Raw genomic sequence first — 24,893 nt, 5'->3', positions numbered from 1 at the left:
ACATAGTTATAAAATTAACTTATTTAAAAAAGTTTTTTGTATTATTTTATACAACAATAATGTAATTATTATATCTAATATGCATCTTCCAATAACAAGTAAGAAAAAGTTGTCAATATTAATACTAATGAAATATTTTGATATAAATTTACCTATTATTGGTTCATGAAAAAGAAAAATATAAAAAGAATATTTACCTAATAAATTTAAAATTCTATTATTTTTCAATTTTAAACTAATTAAATAATAAGCAATCGAACCTGTTGTCCAAAGTAAAAAATATTGCAATGGCACAGATATCTTAGAAGGAATTGGGGCTATTGCAAAACATAATACTAATACTATATAAAATAAAATAAACAAATCCTTATTTTTTATTTTTTCTTCTATATTGTGTTTACAAAATAATACCCCCATTTCAAAAAGTAAATAGGAACATAAAAAAACTATTGGATAACTAGTTAATATGCTATATTTTAACCCAGCCCCTCTTATTATTAACGATATAAAAACAAATATCATGATTCTAACTTTATCACTTTTAATATATCTATAAATCAATGGATAAGAAGTTATTATAAGTATATACAGTGGAATATACCACAATTGATAAACAACATTATATCCTAAAAATATTTTAATAAATTGTTTAATAATTAATATAAGATTAAAATTATTAAAATTTCCAATTGTATCAAAAATTATAAATATAATACTTATTATTAGAAATGGCTTAATAACTTTTGTTAACCTTTTTTTAATGTAAACATTATAATCTGTGTTAAGATCTCTTAATGCATATTTGTATCCAGCAATAAATATAAACATTGATACTGCACCTTTAATATAATAATCTAATAATCGTACAATAAATGGTGCTTTTTCTACTGCTTTTACATTGATAACATTATTCATAAAATATGAATTGCTATGTATTAGCACTACAAACAAAATAGCAATTCCACTGTAAACAGTAAGTTCTTTTTTATTCATTTTACCTACACCCCCTAATAATTAAACTTACATTCGGCAAGTAATCCTCGTAAACATTGATATATCTATATTTATTTGTAAATTTTTTTATAGAGAGAATTAAGTATTATCAATGGATTGCTTGCCGAATTGTGGTTAAATATATTATATCAAGAAATTTTTTTGCGAAAGTTTAATATATTGTTAAATAATTACTAATTATAGGGTATTTATGCAAATTATGCCTAAAAACTTCCCAAACCTCTAATCACTTTTTGTTGTTCAATTTGTTGATTTTTACGCTTTTGTCTAATTGCATATATCCATATAACCATACATTACTTCTCCCCTTGATTTAAACTTTCTTTAAAAGGTAAATTTAATAAATGTGGAGCTTGTGTATTAGCAGTAGATTCATGGATTATTGTTTGAGTTCCGTTGTTTATTATGGTTTACTAGATATTAAATTTCTTTTTATTTTAATACTGAATATAAAACTAACAAAGACATTTAAAATTTTAGATAATATTACTGTTATTAAAAAAGCTAATAAAAAGAATAAGCTACTAATTTCATTCTTTGTTTGAAAAACTATATTCAACGCAATAAGCTGAAACAAATAAAACTCAAAGGATATTCCATTCATAAAATAAAAAAACTGAGATTTTAAATTAACTTTCATAAGCAATGATAAAATTAATATAACAAAGAATATTGGAATAATAAATTGTAACTTGTCAATTCCTTTTATATAGAAAGTCATTCCCAATAAAAACAATACTACATTTGCTGATAGTACCAATAAATAATATTTTTTAGCTACCTTAAATATTTGTTCATTATATTCAGCAACTATAATACCTAAAGGAAAACAAATTGCAGAATTATAGTACCAAGCCCCATGATGTAAAAATATATTTAAAGCTATCCAAATTCCTAATGAAACAGACATGAGTAATATTGCAGTGTTTTTATTAAAAAGCTTAAATGCTATATAAAATATTATATAAAAATATAAAATAACTGCAACAAACCATAATACTCTCCCATCTGCAAAATTCATAAGAAGTGACGATTTAATTATATCTATTATCGTGTATTGATTATTTAAAAATATGTTACTTAATAATGTAGAAATAATATTTGCACAAAAGAAAATTAAGTATAATCTTAGTATTTTGTTTTTAAAATATCCTTTAAAATATCTTTCTTTTTTTCTGGTAAATTGCACCATCAAACCATATCCCGATACAAATAAAAAAATAGATACCGCTAAAAATCCCATTCGTGAAAAGATTGTCTTAAATATTCCATCATTAACCAAAAATAAAGACAAATGATGAATAATAATTATTACTACAGATAATCCTTTTAATATGTTTGTATTATCTTTAGATAGATAATTAGAATTATAAGTATTTTTCTTAAATATGTTACTGTCTTTAACAATTAAAAAAGGTAATATTATGCCGACACAAAAATATAAGATTGCCATGTGTTTTAGTGATATTTGCATATTAACTCCCCTTTTTTTACAAAATAAACTTCGCCTTTTTTAACATATATTTTATTTAGATATTTATCGAGATTTCCTGTGTCCATAGCTTTTTTAAACTGTTCCTTTGTACAATCTTTAATTTCAACTACTAGATTAGCACCTTCAAACGCTTCAATAACGTACTAAATTTCTGTTTTTCCAAGTTCACCTTCAACTCTTTTGCCATATTCATCATTAGGATGAACTTGTACAGATAATTTATCTTTGGCATTAATCAATTTAATTAAAAGTTGGAATTTATCTTTATGTATCTTATTTCCTAATATTTTTTCTTCTTCTAATTTAATTACTTAATGATATGCCAGCAGAAACCATAAGTCCTATTTTACTTTAGTAGCTGCAACCTCATCATAATTCTCATCAGATAAATACTTCCATTCTTCGCTGTTAGATAAATTTGACAAATACTCCATAAATGGACCTCTTAAATCATCCCTTTTTAATGCCATATCTACAGTGGCTTGTAAATATCCAAACTTATCTCCTACATCATATCTTCTTCCCTTAAATTCATAAGCATAAATAGCCTGTTGTTCAAGTAAAGTTTTTAAAGCATCTGTTAACTGTATTTCGTTACCTTTTCCTGGTTTAGTTTTTTCCAGTACTCCAAATATATCAGGCATTAGTATATATCTTCCAAGGATTGCTATATTAGAAGGTGCTTCTTCCACATTGGGCTTTTCAATTAGATCTTTAACCTTATATACACCCTTTTCTATATCTAAATTTTTTACTATTCCATATTTAGATACCTGACTTTTTTCTACCTGTTGAACTCCTAAAATTGATGTTTTATATTCATCATAGCAATTTATAAGCTGCTTCAAGCATGGCACTTCAGCATCCACTACGTCATCACCAAGCATTACAGCAAAAGGTTCTTCACCTACAAAACTCTTTGCACAATGAATAGCATGTCCAAGTCCCTTAGGTTCCTTTTGTCTTATAAAATGTATATTAGCTAAATTAGTTATGTCTTTTACTACCTTTAGTAATTCCGTCTTATTGTGATTTTCAAGTTCTAATTCTAATTCTACAGACTTATCAAAGTGATCCTCTATAGACCTTTTATTTCTTCCTGTAATTATAAGTATTTCTTCTATTCCAGATGCTACTGCTTCTTCTATTATGTACTGTATAGTTGGTTTATCCACTATTGGAAGCATTTCCTTTGGTTGTGCTTTTGTTGCTGGTAAAAACCTCGTTCCAAGACCTGCTGCAGGTATAACTGCTTTTCTTATTTTACTCATATTATAATCATCCCCCTAAAAATAGTTATAATTTTATATTATTACAGTATATGAAATATACTGTATCTATTTCATATACTGTAAATTATATAATAACTTTATAGTATAGCTTAAAATTTTTAATTTAATTAAAATTGTATTTTGCTTTCAGTTAAAGTTTTCCACTTTTTATCTTTTTCTGAAAATATCAACTCTTTAATGCCTTCAGTTGGCCATTCAATTCCTACTTCTGGATCATTCCAGGCAATTCCACCTTCAAATTCTGGATGATATAAATCTGTACACTTATAAACAAATTCAGCCTCTTCTGAAAGTACTAAAAATCCATGGGCAAAACCTTCTGGAATGTAAAATTGTTTTTTATTTTCATCGCTTAATTTTACTCCTACCCATTTGCCATAGGTTTCAGAATTCTTTCTTAAATCTACTGCTACATCAAAAACTTCACCTTTTATTACTCTAACTAATTTTCCTTGAGAATGCTGAGTTTGAAAATGTAATCCTCTTAGAACACCTTTTTTGGATTTAGACTGGTTATCTTGTACAAAAGCCATATCTAATCCTGCTTCTTTAAATTCGTCTAAATTATAAGTTTCCATAAAATAACCTCTGTTATCTCCAAACACCTGAGGTTCTATTATATATACTCCTTCAATTTCTGTTCTCTCAAAATTAAAATTTCCCACTAAACTCACCCCTTAGTTATTCCCATACATTTTTTCATAATAGTTTTGGTATTGTCCTGATGTTATATTATCCATCCATTGTTTATTGTCTAAATACCATTTAATTGTCTTCTTAATTCCTACCTCAAAAGAGGTTTCTGGTTCCCAACCTAATTCTTCTCTGATTTTAGTTGGGTCTATTCCATATCTTCTATCATGGCCTTTTCTATCTTCCACATATTTTATAAGTTCTTCTGTTACTGAACTATCTATATTTCCTGACACATAATCTATTATAGTTTTAACTATGTATACATTAGTTCTTTCATTATGTCCACCAACGTTATAAACTTCACCTAATCTACCTTTATTTATAACCATATCTATTGCTTTGCAGTGGTCTTCTACATAAAGCCAATCTCTTATATTCATGCCGTCTCCGTAGATTGGTAAATCTCTTTTAGCTAAACAATTGTTTATTATAAGTGGTATTAACTTTTCTGGGAATTGATATGGGCCGTAGTTATTTGAACATCTTGTTATATTTATAGGCATTTTAAAAGTGTCTCCATAAGCTTTAACCATGAGGTCTGCTCCTGCTTTACTTGAGGAATATGGACTGTGAGAATCCAGTGGTGTTGTCTCTGTAAAGTAACCAGTTTCTCCTAATGAACCATATACTTCGTCAGTTGATACTTGAAGATATTTTTTTCCTTCTTTAAAGCCATTTTCAGTTTCCCAATATTGTTTTGCAATATTTAATAGATTTACAGTTCCTAATACATTAGTCTTTACAAATACTTCTGGTTCTCTTATGCTTCTATCTACATGGGATTCAGCTGCAAAGTTTACAACATAATCTATTTCATTATTATTAAATATTTTTTCTATAGCTTCTTTATCACAAATATCAGCTTGAACAAATGTATAATTAGGATTATTTTCAACACCTTTTAAATTTTCTAAGTTTCCTGCATAAGTTAGCTTGTCTACATTTATTATTTTTATATCCTCATATTTATTCAGCATATAGTGCACAAAGTTAGCACCTATAAAGCCAGCTCCTCCAGTTACAAAATATGTTTTCATACTATTTTTCTCTCCTCTGCATCTATTTAAATGATATTTTTTAATTTTAATTATTACAAGGGATTAGATAATATAATAAATTTAATTACAAGTTTTATATGTATTATTATTTTTCATCTTCATCCATTAGATTCATTAAATATTGTCCATATTCCGTCTTCATTAAAGGCTCAGCAAGTTCTTTCACTTGCTCTTTATGAATAAAGCCATTTCTATATGCTATTTCTTCTATACAAGCCACATATAATCCCTGCCTTGTCTGAATTGCTTCTACAAAATTTGAAGCATCTAAAAGACCTCTATGCGTTCCTGTATCAAGCCATGCCATTCCCCTTCCAAATAGTTCAACCTTTAGTTTACCTCTATTTAAGTATTCATTATTTACAGCAGTAATTTCTATTTCTCCTCTTGCTGATGGTTTTACATTTTTAGCTATTTCTACAACATCATTGCCATAAAAATATAGTCCTGGCACTGCATAATTTGATTTTGGCTTTTCCGGCTTTTCTTCTATGGAAACCACATTGTTGTTTTCATCAAATTCTACAACTCCAAAGGCTTTAGGATTACTTACATGATACCCAAATATTGTAGCCTCTTCTCTTTCGGCAGCTCTTTTTAATCTTTCTGTAAAACCATATCCATGGAATATATTATCTCCTAATACTAAGGCTACCTTGTCATTTCCTATGAATTCTTCTCCAACTATGAAAGCATCTGCAAGTCCTCTAGGTTCATACTGTACTGCATATTGAAGAGTAAGTCCTATTTGGCTCCCATCTCCCAATAATTCTTTAAATAAATTTATATCTCTTGGCGTTGAAATAATTAATATTTCCCTTATTCCCGTAAGCATTAATACAGAAAGCGGGTAATATATCATTGGTTTATCGTATATAGGCAATATCTGTTTTGATGCTGCTTTTGTTATTGGATACAATCTAGTACCTGACCCACCTGCTAAAATTATCCCTTTCATTATTTTACCTCCAAAATATACTTTAATTTTTAATAGTAATTTTAATATAATTATAACATAAATTAAAAGAATATTTATGATTTTTTACATTTTTTTAACAACAAATAATATATTTTGGGTATTATGTAGTTTTTGCATGAATTTAATAAACTTAAATCATATTGAATTGAAAAAAAAAAAAAAGCGACCTCAGTCGCCTTTTTTGAATCTAATTATATATATAATTTATATTCCTATAACAATATCTTGCTTAAGTCTTACTTCAGATAAGATAAATACTGAAGCTATTGCTAATTTGACCATCTGCTATTACCTATTCTTATCCAAAAGTAAACTTGTTAAATGTAATTTTTATACTATTTAGTAACATTCAACACAACTTCTGCTACTTCAATAGTATAAAGTATATTTATTCTATATTTATATTGTAATTTCTAAACTTATATTTTAGAATTTTAAATAATATTTTTTCTATATAATATATTCTATATATACTTTAATTTTCCTTTTTATCTTTTATATTATTATAAGAAAAAGTAGACACTTATTGATCCTATTTTTAGAACTCTAAAAATACAATCAGATTCTATTACCTTCTTATAGTTAACTATTTTTTAACAATCTCTCTAATTATATAAATTATATAATAATAAGCTTATAATTTATATAAATGCATCCATCGGTATTTAGATTAGAAATAATGGCTTAAGATTTTAACATAAGTTTGTTCATTATTAAATTTCTTCCATCTTGAATTATTATTTCAGATTCAGTTCTAGAAAACATATTTACTAAAAAATATTATGGTTCTTGGTTTGTTGAAGCTATATCCAATGCTTATGATGTATTTAACACAAACTCTATCTTTTTATCATTAAAATATTTTTCGTGTTTACAATAGCATAGTGAATCAGCTTTCGGAAAAATTTTTTTTGAAAACTTAGTATTATCAAAGCATTTTTAATTATTGAGTTTTGTGTTAGCTTTAACAAACTGCATTAAAGGAAATAAAATTGTTATCAATAAATCCTAATTGTCTTAGAACGGTAACTTGATGTTCATGATTTATTAAGGTATAAACTTGAAACATTCATAATGAATTTTTCAAATTTTCAGTAGTATGCTAATTTTTTTAAATGTTAAAGGGATTTCCTCCATTTTAAAGTTTTATCTGCTTATATTATAAAATTTTACAAATATGTTAATAAATTTTATAATATAAATTAAGCGACTAAAAAATTAACCATACGATCCAGTAAAATCAGGCCTTAGAATTATTTACAAGGCTATAATATATAAATTTATGAGGGTGGCTTTAAAATGAAAAGTATTTACAAGAAATTTTTTTTAATTACTATGGTAGTTATCATAATTCTTTATTCTATCTCTAATTTAATTTTATATTCTTCAAAAAAAGTTTCTAATCCAGAAATATATAAGGCAGACTCTCAACATATTATTAAATTATTAAAACAAAATAATAAAAATAACCAACATCCTAGATTGATGGCTACAAGTAAGGATTTTCAAAATATAAAATTAGAAATAATTATAGATAAAGCAATGAAGGAAAGATTTAATTATTTAGAAAAACAGGCAGATGCTATATTAAAACAAGAACCTGTTAAATATGAATTTTCAGATGGATTAAGTTTTTTATCCACAAGTAGAAAAGTTCTAAATAGAATACAGACTCTAGCTTTTGTATATCAAGTAAGTGGGCAAAAAAAATATGCAGATCGTGCCTGGCTTGAGCTAGAAACTATTTCAAATGATAAAAAATTTCCTGACTGGCATCCCGGACAGTTCCTTGATACTGCTGAAATGACTAATGCAGCTGCTATAGGTTATGATTGGCTCTATAATTATTTATCTGCCAATCAAAGAGCTGTTATACGAAATGCTATTTTAAATAAAGGTCTTAAACCAGCAATAGAATTTTATAGTAAAGAAAATTCTATTATAAAAGGTGATAACAATTGGAATAGCGTTTGTAATGGTGGAATAGGTATGGGTGCTCTTGCTATAGGCGATGAAGGTGGAGAATTTGAATCAACTTCAGGACAAATACTTCAGAATGCAGTTAAATATCTACCTATAATGTTAAATAAATATGCTCCTGATGGCGCTTGGTATGAAGGTCCAACATACTGGGATTATGGTACTACATATCTTGCTTATTTTATATCTGCATTAGATTCAAGTTTAGGTACAGATTATAATCTATCAAAAGCACCTGGTTTCTCTTCTACTGGTGATTTTCCAATTTATATGGCTGGTCCAGGAGGAATGTTTAATTTTTCCGATTCTTCTTCTAATAAAATAAAATCCCCTGTACTATTATGGCTATCCAACAAATTTAAAAATGGTGAATATGCATGGTACTACAATAAGATAACTAACATAAAAAATACAACCGCTATGACATTTATTTGGGGAAATAAAAAAGTTAATGAAAAATCAATAAAAATACAAGATAAATATTTCAGGCAATCAGAAGTCGTCACATTACATAGTTCTATAACTAAATCTACCGATTCTTTTATTGGTTTTAAAGCTGGTACAAATGGTTTATCTCATAGTAATCTAGATATTGGTACCTTTGTATATGATGCCTTAGGCGTAAGATGGTTTTGTGATCTTGGTGCTGACAATTATAATCTTCAAGGATATTTTAATGGAGCATTAAATGGACAACGTTGGCAATATTATAGAGAAAGAGCAGAAGGTCAAAATACTTTAGTTATAAATCCCAGCTCAAAACCAGATCAAAATGTATATGCAAAAACAAAGATAGAGACTTTTAAATCAGATTCTAGAAAATCTTTTGCTATTGCTGATATAACAGATGCCTATAAGCCCAATGCCATATCTGTAAAAAGAGGAGTGGCACTTTATAAAAATACTGGAACAATGTTAATACAAGATGAAATTATAGCTAACAAGTCATCAGATATATGGTGGTTTGCACATACACAGGCAAAAATTGAAATAAGTGAGGATAAAAAAAGTGCTATACTTTCAAAAAATGGTAAAAGAATATTAGTTTCTATTTTATCACCATCTGACGGTTATTTTAGTAAAATGAAGGCTGAACCATTACCCAGCTCCCCTAATCCCATTAATCAGGCACATAATAATATGGAAAAATTAACAATACATCTAACAGACGTAGATGACACAACAATAAGTGTTGTAATATCCCCATTAGTTAATGATAAGAATTTACATTCGCCTAATTTAGTAAGACTACAAGATTGGAATACGGATAATTAAATTTATCTGATAACTAGCCGCTGTTAACAACACTTCAGCTTCTACAACTATAGATAACAGCTATAAACATAATAAATTACGCTAATTTTTATACTTAACGTAATTTATTATGTTTATTGTTACTATTTACTATAATTTTACATTATATAGCAATATTATCCTTATACAATTATCATATCTATATTGTATCTTTTTATTCTTTATCCTTTAATCATTTGCTACATTTACTGTGTATATCTGTTGAATGAAATATGTTATTCCCTTTACATCCAATATTTTTATATTCATATTTGCAACAAATTTACTACTCTACACTTAACATGTCATGTATTTAAACTTGCAAATTTTGTTTTTACTGGATATAAGAAATCTAGTTGAACTTTACCATAGGATATATGGAGTATATTGATTAAAAAAGGAACCTTGAATTTTTTGAAAACTCCTTACAATCTAGTTCGCTTAAATATCATATTACCTCCAATAAATAATTATAGTATAATATAATTATTAAAATTATATGGAGGTAAATATATGTTAAAAAAAGTTATTAATGCTGTAATTAAACGTAGTAGAACAAAATTTTATTCGCTTAAACACGATATTGGTAAGGACTGCTCTTTTCAAAATATCAAAATTTATTCAGAAAAACATTCAATAAAAATAGGACATAATACTGTAATTTTAAGATATACAGAATTGTGCGCTAACTCTAATTTCCCAGTTATTATAGGTAACAATACTTTTATAAATCAAAAATGTATAATTCGACCTAATATAATAATAGGTAGTAATGTAGATATAGGTCCAGAAGTTTTATTAATATCTGATACCCACGAAATAGGCGATAGTAACAAGAGAGCTGGTATATCAGTATTCCCGCCAATTCGTATAGAAGATGGATGTTGGATCGGAGCTAGAGTTACTATCTTGGGCAACGTAACAATTGGTAAAGGTACTATTATTGCAGCAAACTCTTTAGTTAATAAGAATTGTGAACCAAATTGTATATATGGAGGAGTTCCAGCTAAATTAATAAAAAGACTGGACGTTTAATTTTATTAGTATAGAAGGAAATTTATATATTTATTCTTAATGATAATTTCCCTCTGTACTTTTAGTTGAATTTCCAGCAGCTAACAAAAATTGATAACAACATTACTAAAAGTATTATTCATATTTTTAAGAATCAGATCACCATTTATTGAAAATTGTTTAATTGTATATTTTAATTATATATAGTATAATTAAAAACTATTAGAAATTTCAAACCATTTTGCACCACTTTGCTTACTTAAATTTATAGTTTTGTCCAAAGTCATTAATTTATTAGCAGCTCCTCCAGATAAATATATGTTGATTTATAATAAAAATTGGTTCTTCGTCAAATTTCATGAAAGTTTTAAATAAAACAATTATTTCAAATATTTGATAATATCTTTTTTCTTAATAGTTGAAAACCAGCTCTAATCAAACATAGAACGTTTTATCATTTTTAATCTGTTTACATTCGCTTCTAAAACACCGTTATTTTCAATACAAACAACAGCGCTTTTAACACTTGTGTAATCTTTTTTTACACCACTTATAAAGTAGCTTATACTCGAATTGCAGTACACTTATGAGTTAGCTATAATAACCATATGGAGGGAAGAGAGAAATGTCAAATAACGGTAAGAGGTATAATAGTCAGTTTAAAGCTGATGCAGTGAGATTAGTAGATAAAGAAGGCAGGTCTGTAAGTAGTGTTATCTTGGTATAAGTGATCAAGCATTAAGAGATTGAATTAATAGAGATAATAGAGATAATAGAAAACATGATCCTGAAAAATCAAGAATTGATGAACTTGGGCATGAACTTAAAGAGAAATAGCAAAGAATTGACGATTTGGAGGATTCTGTTGATATATTAAAAAAAGCTGCTGCTGAACTCTTTGTTCAGGACAACCGAAGATAATTTATAAATCTATAAAAAATCAATGCTCTGTGCATTCGGTTGCAAAAGATGGGCAAATTATTTCATGTATCACAGAGTGTTTATTACAATTGGCAAAATAACTCCAAAAGTAAAAGAAAAATTGAAAACGATAAAATATTAAAAACTGCAAAAGATAGCTATAATCAAAACAAATGTATTTACGGGCTTGATAAAAGGCTTTCTAATGTAAGGGAGAAGTTCCCTAAAATGCGAAATGCTATACCGGAAACAATACGCAACACGTGAAGAAGCTCGTCGTGATATACTTTGGTATATAGAAGTTTTCTATAATAGAAACAGGAAAAATCAGGCATCAGGATATATGACACCATCTCAATTTAGGGATAAATATAAAATTTTGTTAGCATCTTAGCAGAATTTAATTAAAATTTCTATAAGATGCTAACAATAGTAATATTGCGATTTAATTAGTGACAGTTATTTAAGCATTAGCACCTATTGAGCAATACAACTAAAAAACATTTACTCATTTTATTCCAGTTGTAGTTGAATAAACTTTTATTTATGTTTTTGTAACATTATGTACAAACTCAAAAAAATCAACATATTCACCAGAACTTTGGGTTAAAACTAATCCTGTGTTTTAGATTTGTTAAATAATTATATTTTACTTCTTAATAAACTCGTCAAATTTTTTATAATCAGTTCCTATTTCTATAGCTGGTTTATAACTTATTATTTTAGCAGGTGATCCAGCTATCACAACATCATTAGGTATATCTGTTGTAACTACTGAATTTGCTCCAATTGTAACATTATTTCCTATTGTAATGGGTCCAATTATTTTAGCACCTGCACCTATCAAGACATTATCTCCAATTGTGGCAATTTTATATCTAGATTTAAAAAGATTAGAACCAATGGTTGTACCTTGCAATATTGTACAGTTTTTACCTATTACAACATTTTCGCCCATAATAATGTTGTTAAAATGGGGTATTGATAAACCTTCACCTATTTTACTTTTATAACTAATTTCAACACCATGTTTAACTGACATTCTGTTTAAATGTATAGATAATATCATACGAAATAAATTTTTATTAGTTTTTTTAAAATAATTTGCTAATCGCATGTAAAATATGTATTTTGGACCTTGATTAGAAAATCTAAAAAGCAGTTTTAAAATTTGCTTTTTAGATACTTTTGCTCCATAAGCTCTATAAAAATCAGCATAAATATTATATCGTAGAATATCTTTTTCTCTCATTTCCCACCCCTCCATAGCATTTTTTCTATATTATAATAACTTGCCCCACACGGCCTGTAATACCAGATATGTTTTGTTCCGTTGAACCTAAGACTCAACATCAGCATAAACAGTATCTGAAACATCAAACTTAGCTGATTGTAATGTTGTATTATTAAGAAAATTCTTTCTAGCTTCATAAGTTTTTTAAAATATGTCCATATAATAAGTAGGAATTAAAAGCAATTTATTCAAAGCCTTACTCACATTAGAACCAAATCTTCTTGCTATTCAAGTATTGCTAAAAAACAAACCTCTATTTATATTATTGTTAATGTTAATAATTCCTAACTTAGAAAGTGTTGTAACGCCTCTCAAGCTAGATTTACTATAAAGATAACTATATGTAATTTTTTAATGTTTTAGCTAATTTATCATAATATTTATATTTAAATCCTAATTCCTCATTAACTTGTTTTAATTTAAATCTCTCTATAATAGGTTTTAATTTATCATAATCTAAATCATCAACTAATTCTACATAGTCTAAATCTTTAATCCACTTATAACTTTCTACTACTTTATGATCAAGGGATTTTAATGCTATACATGGTGTTTTAGTAATTACACAAAATATCATACCATGTAATCTATCTGTTACTACTACTTTTGATTTTTTAAAATTATCCCACATAGTATTTAATTCAGGTATCCTAGATTTAAATGTAACTTGCCTATTTATTACAGTATCATATATAAATACATCATTATATTCTGATTGCAACCTATCCTTAAATTTATCCTTCTTATTTTTCCAAATAGATTCTTTATCGCTTCTTAAACATGTAGTAATAAGAGTTCTATTCTTGTCACTATCCATTGTATCTGCAAGGTAAAATACTATGTCAGGCACCTTAATTACATTTACAGTAAATAATTTAATCATTTCATTATATGAAGTATCTTCTCTAGCTAATAAAATTAATTTCTTATTTTTGTTATAAATTTGTTGAGTTTTTTCTTTTTCCTTTTTTCCGAATTCATCATTTGTAAAACTAATTGTTTGAGTCATAGATATTATTTTGTTATCTCTGAAATTATTTATAATAAAACGTCGTGGTTTTTCCTCTTGCATATATAGATTACCCATGTTACCACCACCATGTAAAACAATAATATCATCTTTATTTAAACAATTTTTTATAGCAAAATATTCTGAATATATACTATCTCTGTCGAATTCTATAATCTTATAATCTGAAAATTGTTCTTGATAGAATTTTAAAGTTGCATATGCAATAGCTTGATCTCCCATATTTCCGTGTAAAGGTGATAACAAATATATGATCTTTTTTTGATGTTTATATTCTTTATATTTATTTATTTTTTTTATGCTAAAGATAATTATAATTATTTTTTTCACCTTTTCTTTTAATCTCAAATTTATTCCCCCCATTTTTTATTAATTTAAGCATTTTAAATTAATTCTATTCTAATCTGAATCATAACTTATATACTCTCATCACTTTTTAATTTTATCTTTTTTATATGCAATAATGTAAAAATAGTTTTCATAATTTCATTTCTATCTTCTTTTTTAAATACAATAAACATATTAATAATTAAAGAAATTATTGAACATACACCCCCTGCTATTATAAGCTTAATCCATGAATTTATATTAAAACCATGCTTAACCACATAGCATAATACCATCATTGTCAATGCACAAATACACCCTCTAGCTATGGCTTTATAAAAAGTATTCCATCTTACTTCCAAGCATCTAGCGGCATATATTGGTGTAAAAATCAAATTTCTTAATAATCCTATAATAAATGAAGTTATTGGAATTGATAAAAGTCCCAGATTAGTAGTTTTAAGGAGTATAAAAACTACAGATGTATTAATAATCCCCGTTATAAGTAGAACAAAAGCTGGTATTTTTAATTTGTTTGTAACTGTATACACATTAAATATTGTATTTATACTACCAGTGACTATCATAGGAATAATAGTAAGGTTTGATAACAGATACAATTTACTGGCATTTTCACTTGGCACCCATAATTTAAAAAAAGTATCTCCAAATATAATTAAAAAGGCTATAGGTATTGTTATAAGTAATCCCATAAATTTAATGGATTTATTAATATTATCTAATAGCTCATCGTGTTTTTTTTGTGCATATAATATTGTAAATTGAGGAACAAAAACTGCTACTAACATTCCTACTAGCTGTTGCATAAAATTAGGAACAGTTTTAACTATAGAATATTCTCCTGCTGCTGTTGCATTTATAAAAATATTTGCTATTAATAAATCTAAACTAGTTAACAATACCATACTTAACTGATTTACTGAATTCCATACTCCAGATGAAAGTAATACTTTAATAGCCTTAAAATCAAAATACTTTTTATGTATAGTAACTTTCGGTAATAATTTTTTTGTATAATATATATTTGTAAATAATATGAATATAATAACTATAAGGTTTGCAACTCCAACATATGATACACTAGGTCTAAACAAGCTAAACATAAAAATTAAACTTATAACTCTAATAAAATTAGATTCTATATTTCTTTTAGAAGATAAATCCAATCTATTTTTTGCAAAGGTTGCAATTCCAAAGACTGATGTTAATATACTTAATATCATTCCAAAGAATACAAAACCAAATAGAAATTTTACATCTCTTAATATCGCAATAGGTACATGTAAAATTTTATTCATAAATAATACAAATACTATTGATGGTACTGTAACTAATAATGCAAGCACTGTATTAGCTATTAAGACAGAATTAAAATATCTATTAGCCTGCTCATTATCATTCTCGTGAATCTTAATTGTTATAAATCTACTTGCCATAGAATCTAATGCAACTGTAATTATATTAACATATCCTATAAAGTTAGTTGATAAAGGAAAAAAACTATACGCTTCCTTTCCTATAGTCTTAATTAAATATGGTGTAAAAAAAAAGTTAATACCTATATTCACAACAAATGCAAATATATTAGCTATCATATTTATTGATAATTGTTTATTTTTCATATTTCTTACTCCTAAAATTATATATATTTAGTATGCCTGTTTACCTCTTAAACTTTGTAAAATTTTATAAGCCTTTGGATTTATAAAAAAGAATATTCCAAGCAACTTATTTTTAACCCCAAAACTACTATTAGATATATATTCTTTAAAAATTTCATCATAGTTATTTTTAATTTTTCTCAAAGTTTCTTCATTATCCTGGAGTAAATCTTCGCATTTAAAATAATATTTCTTTAAATTATCAACATATCTGATTGTAGTCATATTATATAAATATTCATTATTTACTTTCTTAAAAAAGCTTAATGTTTCCTCTAAAGCTTCTAAATAATCCAAACGTTTCTTATTAAACTTAGCATTCATTATGCTATTAGACGTTTGCCTATAATAATATAGCTCGTTTTCTGTTAAAGCTACTTTGTTTGACTTATACAAAAGTTTATATGTTGTAAATTCATCTTCATGTATCTTTCCATTTGGAAATCTAATTTCATTAAATAAGCTTTTCCTATACAATTTATTCCAAGCTACAACCATTTGAACATGCATTTCACCATAAGCAATAAGATTATTTAAAGCTTTAAACTTATCTATTAATTCAAATTTATTGGTATTAGTCTTTATATTATTTATTTTTTCATCATAAGATTTTTTAAATCTACATTGAACTATGTCTGCATCAGTTTCTTTAGCTATAGAATATAACCTCGTATACATATTTGCATCTACCCAATCATCGCTGTCTACAAATCCAATATATTCTCCAACTGCGATATCTAATCCTGCATTTCTTGCAGAGCTTAAGCCTCCATTTTCTTTATGTATGACTTTTATTCTAGAATCAAGTTTTAAATATCTATCACATATACTTCCACAATTATCAGGTGAGCCATCATCAACTAATATTAATTCAAAATCTTTAAAAGCTTGTCCTAATATTGAATCAAGACATTTTTCAAGATATTTTTCTACATTATATATAGGAACTATTATACTTATTTTACTCATTAATCTCCTCCATAATACACTTCATTTAGCACAATATTATTATGAACTTATTTAGATTGTCTTCTTACTCTCTTCAAGTTACTTATATTTTCTACATAACACTAAATATATAAATTAAATATTTAAGTCTATATTTTGCTAGAAATAAAATAAAATTATTTTTTTTCCCATATAAATTCAAATCAACACTTTCAAGAGCATCCATAATAATTTTATCCTCACACATCTCTTTAATTGTATTTATTTTTTCCACTTTTATTTTAATATTATCTTTGCTTCCTTCATTTATTACGGACATTAAAAAATATTTTATAATTAATTTATTTACTTTATCCTTAGCTTCTAAATATAAATTATTCTTCTTTAAAAAATCTTCTAAATATAAAATTGTATTTCTATAGATTAATCTCCAACAATCCTTCTTATATTTCATAGTTATGGAATTACTATTAGTTAAATAATGATAATAAAATCCTTCATTTATAACAGCTTTATTTATATAAACTAGGAATTCTAGATTAAAGATAAAATCTTCTCCTACAATTAAATCTTTTTTGAATTTTATATTATATTTTTCTATTATATCTCTTTTAAAAAGCTTTCCCCAAGGTCCCCTAAAGCTCGCTAAAATATGTTCCTTTTGATTATTTTCTCTTTCTATTAATGGAATCAACAAGTACTCTTTTATCTCATTATCTTGTAGTTTTTTAAGTTCTATATTAGCATCTACATATTGACTTTTACTTTCGTTTTCTCTTATATAATTACTCATACAAAATTCTGCATTATTAGACGATACTGAATTATAAAGTTCTTCAATCATATTAAGTTCTATCCAGTCATCTGAATCTACAAAAGAAATATACTCTCCCCTAGCACATAAAAGCCCTACGTTTCTCGCCTTAGAGACCCCTTCATTTCTTTTATCTATTATTTTAATTCTTTTGTCTTTGTTAGAATATTCTTTGCATATATTTAAACTATTATCAGAAGATCCATCATTGATTAAAATTATTTCTATATCTTTAAATGTTTGTTTTATCACACTATCTAAGCATTTTCTTAAATAAGCCTCTACATTATATATAGGTATTATTATACTTACTTTAATCAATAAATCACCTCCTCCATCTATTTATTTCATGTTAATGATTTAATTTTCTTCTTGTAAACAAAACAATACATTAGTAAATAATATAGCAAATTATTTACTATATAATATTGATTAGGATTAAAATTACAAACAATTAAATTAGCGAAAAACAAGCTTATTACAAATGCTATTTCTGTTCTATTATCACATTTTTTTAGTGCACCTATCATTAAATATACATTTAACACAATAAATAATATAAACATTATTATTCCATTTTCTACCAATATGCTGATATATTGAGAATGTATATCTAAATCATTATATCCAAGAGAATATAGTGCATAAAAAGTATATTGTCCAGTTCCAATGCCATTCCATAAGCTATTATGTTTAATGATATTATTAAATAAGAATTGAAATTGAATTCCTCTTGAGTCTTGAGTATCTCCTCTCTGTTCAAAAAGTATATGATAAATTTGACTACCAAAAATAGCTAATATTAGTCCTACTACTATCGCAACTATAATAATTGTCAATACTTTTCTTAATATTTTGTCTTTTGAGTTCCATTTGGATATTATAAAATGAATACAAAGTATAACAATTATCCCCAAATAGCCTATCCTAGTTAATGTTAAAATTGAGAAAATTGAAGTTAATATAAGAGCAATCAAATTAATTTTATTCTTTCTTTTTACATAGTTAAAGAATACTATTGCAAATAATATACATCCTAAATTTCCCCCCGCATTATTTGTACCTGCTATTCCAACTACTCTTTTTACTGCTTCTCCTCCTTGATAATAGTAAATATTATCATTAAATTGTCCGTATAATAATTTTTTATTTGTTATAAATTGAGCTATTCCTAACAATCCATTATAAATTGCAATATAACTAAAAAAATTAGTTATATTATTATAGTCATATCCCTTAATATTTTTGTATATAATTCCAATAAAAAAAATACTTATATATACACTAGCTACAAGCCAAAATCTAACTGTATCATTTATTTCATTATTTATGTAAGGTACAAAAATTAATGCTAAAAAAATTATCATAAAAAAATTATCTAAGCTAATTTTTTTTGTATAATGATTAATAGTAAAAATAGCTATCATCGCAATTAAAAGTACTGTTAATGATATATATAAATATTGGTCTTTTCCCATTATAGATTGATTATAATTAAGCTTAATTGACATAGCTGAACATATTGAAAGTAACAATATTATTACATTTCTATATTTTTTATTTTTAAAATATACTAAATTATTAAAAATAAGCATAATAATAGCCAATACAAATAATATAATATAATTTCTTACGCTCATTGTGTACCTCCTATCCTAAAATTCTATATTAGTAAATTAAAAATGTTATTCCAATCACTGGATATTTTATTTATTGAAAAGTCCTTTGCTCTATTTATAGCTAATTCGGATATCTTTTTTCTTTTCTCTTCGTTGTTTATTAAATCAAGTATTGCATTAGCTAATGAATCAACATCTTCACACGGTACTAATATTCCATTTTCATAATTCTTGTTTATTATTTCTCTTGGACCCGAATTATCAAATGCCACTACTGGTAATCCACATTCCATAGCTTCAGTTATTACAAGTCCAAATCCTTCCCACCTTGATGAAGAAACAAATATTGAAGAATTTAAATAATATTCTTGTATATTACTTGTAGATGGTTCAATCTTAATCCTTTCAGACAACTTTAAATTTTCAATTAATTGTTCTAATTTTTCTTTATCAGGTCCATCTCCAACTATTTTTAATATCCAATCCTTATTTTTTAAACAAACTCTATTAAATGCTTGTATAAGTAAATCTAATCCTTTTTGCTGTTCTACCAATCTTCCAACAAATAAAACATTTTTTTTACTACAAGTAGATTTTTCATTAGATTCAAAACTAAGTGGATTATATATTACATCGCTTTCTATATTTTTTTCGTTTTTGTACATAACTTTATCATAATTAGTTAGAACTATATATTTATCTAATTTGCATATATATTTATTAAATAAGACATCTAAATTCCAAAAATATCTATTTGGATTTTTTAAATATGCATCATAAGAATTATGTTGCCATCCTAAAACTTTTGAATTTAGTTCCTCTTTAATTGAACCTAGTAATATACTAAATAAACCCTCAACCCCTATAATTATATCATATTGCTTTTTATTAAAGTATTTCACAAAGTTTTCTCTAACTTTATTAGGGAAATACACATTGATTAATTTTTTATAATAGTATTCGTTATTTAGTATTCCAGTTTTCATATTAATATTTTTAATTATTTTTCTAAAAACTTTGCTAAATATATCAGTTTTAACTAAGCTATAATTAAATTCTACATTTATTCCAAGGGCTAAATTATATAAATCATTATTGCCTTTTGGTTTTTCTGAAATACATAATATATCTATTTCATTTTTTTTAATTAATTCATTAGATAAAACTGATACAACTCTTTGTACTCCACCCAGACTAAATATATTAGTCATAATAAAACAAATCTTCATTAATCAGCCCCCCCTTCTATAACATTTTTTATTTGCTTGTCCCATAGCACATGTTCTTCTGCAAATACCTAATGGTACTAGCGAATTTTTATACCCTGTTACTACTAATTAACTTTTTCTAAATCTACTCTATTATCTATTTGTATCGTTTTAATATCAAAAAATTTTTTCCTAAATACGAAGTGATTAAATGTATCATTACTTTGGAATTCAAAGGATATGAACTCAAAGATTTTTTGAAATACTTTCTTCCTGAACTAAATTGTCTAAATTTCATATAACAATGTCCAATTCTTTCATAATTTTGTGCTAATATTTTCTTTCTATGAACTTTTAAATTAGTATCCGAATTAATAATATTTTCAATTTTTTCCATTACCTTTTTATGTCCATTAATAACCTTATCAATATTTCCTGTTATACTTGAATCGTGATAGTAATATTTTACAAGCGGTAACTTTACTCCACATATATTAAACTTATTTCCTATTCTTATATATAAGTCCCAATCTTGACAACTAGGTAAATCTTCATCAAAACCATTAACTGCATTTAAGACTTTTTTTGTCGTTAATATTGTAGATGTTGTACCAATAAAATTACTTCCCAATAAATCTATAAAATTATATTTTTTACTAGAATTATTAAAAACATGCTCTTCTTTTGTTTTTTCATTAAACAATATATAATCTGTATATACTAAATCTGCTTTTTTTTCATGCATTAATAAAAGTTGTTTTTCTAATTTTTCTGGAAACCATTCATCATCACTATCTAAAAATGCTATGTATTTACCCGAACTATATTTTAAACCAGTATTTCTTGCTGCATTTCCACCTCTATTAGTTTCATGTCTTATATATTTTATATTTTTTAATTTACTATATACTTTTGATACCAAATCTTCTGTACCATCATTGGAATTATCATCTACTATTATTATCTCTATATTTTTATATGTCTGATTTAAAACACTATTTACTGCTCTCTCAATAATGTCCTTTCTATTATAGGTTGGTATAACAACACTAACAAGTTCATTTATATATGTATCTATTTTAATCACCTTCATACTTTATTTAGTACTAATCATAATTCATATTAAAATTGTTTAATCTAAATATTACTGTTATTAGTTTGTGAATATAATAACTGAAAATTTTTCACATAGTTTTCTTTAGAAAATTTATCCTTTTGTCGTTTTAATGAATTATATCCAAATTGTTCTATAAGATTGTTATCCCCTATAATTTTTTCAATTTTAAAAGCCAAATCTTTAAAATTACACGGTTCTGCTAATAACCCATTGTAATCTTCCTTTACCATTTCACAAATTCCTCCATGCCTATATCCAAGAACAGGAGTACTACTTGCCATAGCCTCTAATACGACTGTAGGTAGTGGGTCTGGATTAGTACTTGGAAGTACAAATATATCATACAAAGCATGAATATTCTTACTATCTTTTCTGTAATCATCAAATATAACCTTTTCTTTATGTTTCATTGACTGTATTTTCTCTTTTAACTCAGTTATTCTCCATTCTTCACCATCAAACACTCCACCAACTAACATTGCATAAACATTCTTATTATTTTCTAATACTATGTCCATTGCATCTAAAAAATCATTTTGACCTTTCCATGCATTTACTCTTCCTATCATACCAACTATAATAGCATTTTCAGGTATATTAAATTCTTTTCTTATATAATCAGTTTCATTATCTTTGTTAAACATCTTATTATCTACACCATTATATATAACCTTAATTTCATTTTTAAAATATCCTGTAGATTTTAAATGCATTTTTACAGCTTCAGATACAGTTATAACTTCATCTGCATTTTTAGCTATTAAAAAGCTCAAAAATTTATGTATTAATTTAGGTCTTACAATAATCTCATGTATATGCCATATTAGTGGTCTTTTTAATTTTCTTTTAATGTATATTCCTTCTAATACGGCTGCTGTATTAGTATGAATAATGTCAATTTCTTTACTTTTAGCTATTTTAGTTATTTTTGATGAAAAGGTTATATAATCCTTTATATATGTAAGTAACCCTATTGGATTAAAATACTTCCTTCTAAGTATTGGATATTGTATAACTTTAACCCATATATTATTTTGTCTTAACTTCTCAACTAATGGACCATCACATGGCAAAATTACATATGGAATAAATTTTGTTTTATCTAAATTCTTCAACAATTCTAAGAGAACGATATCTGCTCCATATAATTCTGCCCCTGCATGCAAATATAAAATTTTTTTCATATTATTTCTCCATTCTAGCTCTTAATAATTTTTCTCTTTTATCAATAACTATACTATATGCTGGTACATCTTTAGAAACAATAGTCCCTGCTCCTATTACACTACCTTTTCCAACCACAACACCATCTAATATTATAACACTACTTCCAATCCAACAATCATCTTCAATTTTTACACCTTTTCTAACTACACCTTGAGATTTTATTGTGGTATTTACATCATTAAAACTATGATTTTCTGCAAATATACTAACTTTAGGCCCGATCATTACATTTTGTCCTATATCAATATAACCAGCGCATCCAATATAACCAAGCGGACCTATAGATGAATTATTACCCATCTTAAGCCCCTCTCCTATCTCCACACCATAATAACTAGATGGTCTTATCATTGTTGAATTTCCAATTGTTACATTATCTCCGAAGATCAACCCCTTCTTGCTTAAACCTTGCACCTCAGAATTTTGTTCGAATTTAACATTTTTCCCAGCAATAATATTATGTTTATGGCTTATCCTTGCTCCTTTTCCTACAAACAACAACCCCTTTGATTTTTTAAGAAAAGGCTTAATTATTAATCCTCTTATTATTTTTATGGAAGTATTAATTATTATTAATAATATATCTAATTTACTAATGTTCATCTTGTCCATTTTTTCTAACATAATCATACTCTCCATGCTTCATTATTTTAATACTTTAATTATTCATTAATAATTGTTCATATCGACTGCCACTTCATTTATTCTTTCAAGTATTTTCGGTAGATTATTTATTAATAATTGTTCATATCGACTTACTATCATATCCCAAGAATATTCATCAACAATTCTTCTTTTTGCATTTTCTGATAATTGGTTTATTATTTTATCATCTAATTTATCTACATTATCAATTAAATTAGCTAAAGACATGTCTTTCTTATTAAAATACATTGCTCCATCTTTACCAACCTCTTTATTGAAATTAACATCTAGCAACAGATTAATTTTTGTACTTGCCAATGCTTCCAATAACGATGGATTTGTTCCACCGACCTCGTGTCCATGGATATATGCATAAGCATTTTCTCTTATTTTCTTTACTAACTCTTCATCATAAACAGTACCAACAAATTTAATTCTCTTATCATTAGTAAAATTTGTTCTCTGAAGTAATTCTTCATAGAATTTATTTTTTTCTACATTAGTTATTATAACTAAATCCTTTGTTGAATTTGATTTTATAAATTCACTAATCATAGTTTCATAGTTATTCTCCGGAACAAATCTCCCAAGAATTAAATAGTATTCATCCTTAATTATGTTAAACTTATTATACCATTCAACTAATTTATCATTATCATCATCTAAAGTAGATTTTTTTACATCTGCTCCATAAGCAATAAATGTTGTTTTAGGATTATATTTTTTATATTCCTCTTGAATATAGGTTTCTATTCCTTTAGAATCGCATACAAGTAAATCAGAATTCTTTACCATTAAACGTTCTGAATATTTCCAATAAGCTTTAATATACTTATTCCACTTGCTTCTTTTCCACTCATGTCCGTCTGGATTTACATAAACTTTAATTCCTTGTTTTTTTAATCCTTTTTTATACATAGCCAAAAATGGTCCAATTCTACAGGCTAATATATAAATGATACAATTCTTTAAGTTGTTTTTCTTTATGTATTGTTCACACGCCTTCAAAGCTTCAATATCATAGAGAACAGCTTTTGCACTTCCTATATTTTTTACTTTAACATTAAAACATCTGGCACCATTGTATTCAAATTCGCCTTCATCATCAGCTAAGCATGCAACATGATACTTAATATTATCTTCTTTTCTATAAGTAACTAACTTATCTACAAATGTTTCAAAACCACCATATTTAGCTGGAATACCCTTTGATCCAATTATAAAAACATTTATCAATTTT

At 26.0% G+C, this 24,893-nt stretch carries 19 protein-coding genes and 3 pseudogenes; 3 read left to right on the top strand and 19 right to left on the bottom strand.

The window, feature by feature from the left end:
- Nucleotides 1–6: 6 nt before the first annotated feature.
- From CLOPA_RS04160 to rfbA, 7 genes and pseudogenes are all read right to left on the bottom strand, one after another.
- Nucleotides 7–993 (bottom strand): acyltransferase family protein, encoded by a 987-nt coding sequence (locus tag CLOPA_RS04160; protein WP_015614223.1) that lies wholly within the window; start codon nucleotides 991–993, stop codon nucleotides 7–9.
- Nucleotides 994–1,417: 424 nt separating this feature from the next.
- Nucleotides 1,418–2,488: an acyltransferase family protein gene (locus CLOPA_RS04155; protein WP_015614221.1), complete on the bottom strand. Its 1,071-nt coding sequence runs from the start codon at nucleotides 2,486–2,488 to the stop codon at nucleotides 1,418–1,420.
- Nucleotides 2,489–2,496: 8 nt separating this feature from the next.
- Nucleotides 2,497–2,802, bottom strand: a pseudogene (locus CLOPA_RS24125) (type I phosphomannose isomerase catalytic subunit); the annotation flags it as partial.
- A gap of 48 nt (nucleotides 2,803–2,850) precedes the next feature.
- Complete coding sequence (galU, locus tag CLOPA_RS04150) at nucleotides 2,851–3,780, bottom strand: UTP--glucose-1-phosphate uridylyltransferase GalU (protein ID WP_015614220.1); 930 nt, start codon at nucleotides 3,778–3,780, stop codon at nucleotides 2,851–2,853.
- A 128-nt stretch (nucleotides 3,781–3,908) separates the two neighbouring features.
- Nucleotides 3,909–4,466, bottom strand: a complete 558-nt coding sequence (gene rfbC / locus CLOPA_RS04145) for a dTDP-4-dehydrorhamnose 3,5-epimerase (RefSeq protein ID WP_015614219.1) — start codon at nucleotides 4,464–4,466, stop codon at nucleotides 3,909–3,911.
- Between the two features lie 12 nt (nucleotides 4,467–4,478).
- Nucleotides 4,479–5,534: a dTDP-glucose 4,6-dehydratase gene (rfbB, locus tag CLOPA_RS04140; protein WP_015614218.1), complete on the bottom strand. Its 1,056-nt coding sequence runs from the start codon at nucleotides 5,532–5,534 to the stop codon at nucleotides 4,479–4,481.
- A 106-nt stretch (nucleotides 5,535–5,640) separates the two neighbouring features.
- On the bottom strand, nucleotides 5,641–6,513 hold the full coding sequence (rfbA, locus tag CLOPA_RS04135) for a glucose-1-phosphate thymidylyltransferase RfbA (RefSeq protein ID WP_015614217.1): 873 nt from the start codon (nucleotides 6,511–6,513) through the stop codon (nucleotides 5,641–5,643).
- Nucleotides 6,514–7,833: 1,320 nt separating this feature from the next.
- Here rfbA and CLOPA_RS04130 point away from each other — a divergent pair.
- Together CLOPA_RS04130 and CLOPA_RS04125 are read left to right on the top strand one after the other, a co-directional pair.
- On the top strand, nucleotides 7,834–9,789 hold the full coding sequence (locus CLOPA_RS04130) for a heparinase II/III domain-containing protein (protein ID WP_015614216.1): 1,956 nt from the start codon (nucleotides 7,834–7,836) through the stop codon (nucleotides 9,787–9,789).
- Nucleotides 9,790–10,320: 531 nt separating this feature from the next.
- On the top strand, nucleotides 10,321–10,842 hold the full coding sequence (locus CLOPA_RS04125; RefSeq protein WP_015614215.1) for an acyltransferase: 522 nt from the start codon (nucleotides 10,321–10,323) through the stop codon (nucleotides 10,840–10,842).
- Nucleotides 10,843–11,206: 364 nt separating this feature from the next.
- On the opposite strand, the pseudogene CLOPA_RS26735 reads toward CLOPA_RS04125, so the two are convergent.
- A pseudogene (locus CLOPA_RS26735) lies at nucleotides 11,207–11,318 on the bottom strand (transposase); the annotation flags it as partial.
- A gap of 656 nt (nucleotides 11,319–11,974) precedes the next feature.
- Here CLOPA_RS26735 and CLOPA_RS24120 point away from each other — a divergent pair.
- Nucleotides 11,975–12,136: pseudogene (locus CLOPA_RS24120) on the top strand (IS3 family transposase); the annotation flags it as partial.
- A 255-nt stretch (nucleotides 12,137–12,391) separates the two neighbouring features.
- Here CLOPA_RS24120 and CLOPA_RS04110 read toward each other — a convergent pair.
- The 11 genes from CLOPA_RS04110 to cps2T all read right to left on the bottom strand — a co-directional run bounded on the left by CLOPA_RS04110 (nucleotide 12,392) and on the right by cps2T (nucleotide 24,889).
- Nucleotides 12,392–12,994 (bottom strand): serine O-acetyltransferase, encoded by a 603-nt coding sequence (locus CLOPA_RS04110; RefSeq protein ID WP_015614214.1) that lies wholly within the window; start codon nucleotides 12,992–12,994, stop codon nucleotides 12,392–12,394.
- 379 nt (nucleotides 12,995–13,373) lie between these two features.
- Nucleotides 13,374–14,414: a polysaccharide pyruvyl transferase family protein gene (locus CLOPA_RS04105; protein ID WP_015614213.1), complete on the bottom strand. Its 1,041-nt coding sequence runs from the start codon at nucleotides 14,412–14,414 to the stop codon at nucleotides 13,374–13,376.
- Nucleotides 14,415–14,482: 68 nt separating this feature from the next.
- Complete coding sequence (locus tag CLOPA_RS04100; RefSeq protein ID WP_015614212.1) at nucleotides 14,483–16,036, bottom strand: lipopolysaccharide biosynthesis protein; 1,554 nt, start codon at nucleotides 16,034–16,036, stop codon at nucleotides 14,483–14,485.
- Nucleotides 16,037–16,063: 27 nt separating this feature from the next.
- Complete coding sequence (locus tag CLOPA_RS04095) at nucleotides 16,064–17,044, bottom strand: glycosyltransferase family 2 protein (protein WP_015614211.1); 981 nt, start codon at nucleotides 17,042–17,044, stop codon at nucleotides 16,064–16,066.
- Nucleotides 17,045–17,135: 91 nt separating this feature from the next.
- A complete protein-coding gene (locus CLOPA_RS04090) occupies nucleotides 17,136–18,158 on the bottom strand; it encodes a glycosyltransferase family 2 protein (protein ID WP_015614210.1) in 1,023 nt (340 codons plus the stop codon).
- Nucleotides 18,159–18,184: 26 nt separating this feature from the next.
- Complete coding sequence (locus CLOPA_RS04085; protein ID WP_015614209.1) at nucleotides 18,185–19,477, bottom strand: O-antigen ligase family protein; 1,293 nt, start codon at nucleotides 19,475–19,477, stop codon at nucleotides 18,185–18,187.
- 23 nt (nucleotides 19,478–19,500) lie between these two features.
- The gene (locus CLOPA_RS04080) at nucleotides 19,501–20,685 is read right to left on the bottom strand and encodes a glycosyltransferase family 4 protein (protein WP_015614208.1); all 1,185 of its coding nucleotides are present in this window, start codon (nucleotides 20,683–20,685) and stop codon (nucleotides 19,501–19,503) included.
- A 136-nt stretch (nucleotides 20,686–20,821) separates the two neighbouring features.
- On the bottom strand, nucleotides 20,822–21,757 hold the full coding sequence (locus CLOPA_RS04075; RefSeq protein WP_015614207.1) for a glycosyltransferase family 2 protein: 936 nt from the start codon (nucleotides 21,755–21,757) through the stop codon (nucleotides 20,822–20,824).
- A gap of 44 nt (nucleotides 21,758–21,801) precedes the next feature.
- Entirely contained in the window at nucleotides 21,802–22,965 is a 1,164-nt protein-coding gene (locus CLOPA_RS04070) for a glycosyltransferase family 4 protein (protein WP_015614206.1), read from the bottom strand.
- A 1-nt stretch (nucleotide 22,966) separates the two neighbouring features.
- Nucleotides 22,967–23,632: an acyltransferase gene (locus CLOPA_RS04065; RefSeq protein ID WP_015614205.1), complete on the bottom strand. Its 666-nt coding sequence runs from the start codon at nucleotides 23,630–23,632 to the stop codon at nucleotides 22,967–22,969.
- A 45-nt stretch (nucleotides 23,633–23,677) separates the two neighbouring features.
- Nucleotides 23,678–24,889, bottom strand: a complete 1,212-nt coding sequence (gene cps2T, locus CLOPA_RS04060; RefSeq protein WP_015614204.1) for a beta 1-4 rhamnosyltransferase Cps2T — start codon at nucleotides 24,887–24,889, stop codon at nucleotides 23,678–23,680.
- Between the last annotated feature and the right edge of the window lie 4 nt (nucleotides 24,890–24,893).

It is taken from the genome of Clostridium pasteurianum BC1 (genome assembly GCF_000389635.1).
In the GTDB taxonomy this organism is placed as follows: domain Bacteria; phylum Bacillota; class Clostridia; order Clostridiales; family Clostridiaceae; genus Clostridium_I; species Clostridium_I pasteurianum_A.
The sequence above is the reverse complement of the archived record's forward strand: the minus strand, read 5'-3'. Positions and strand labels throughout refer to the sequence as shown.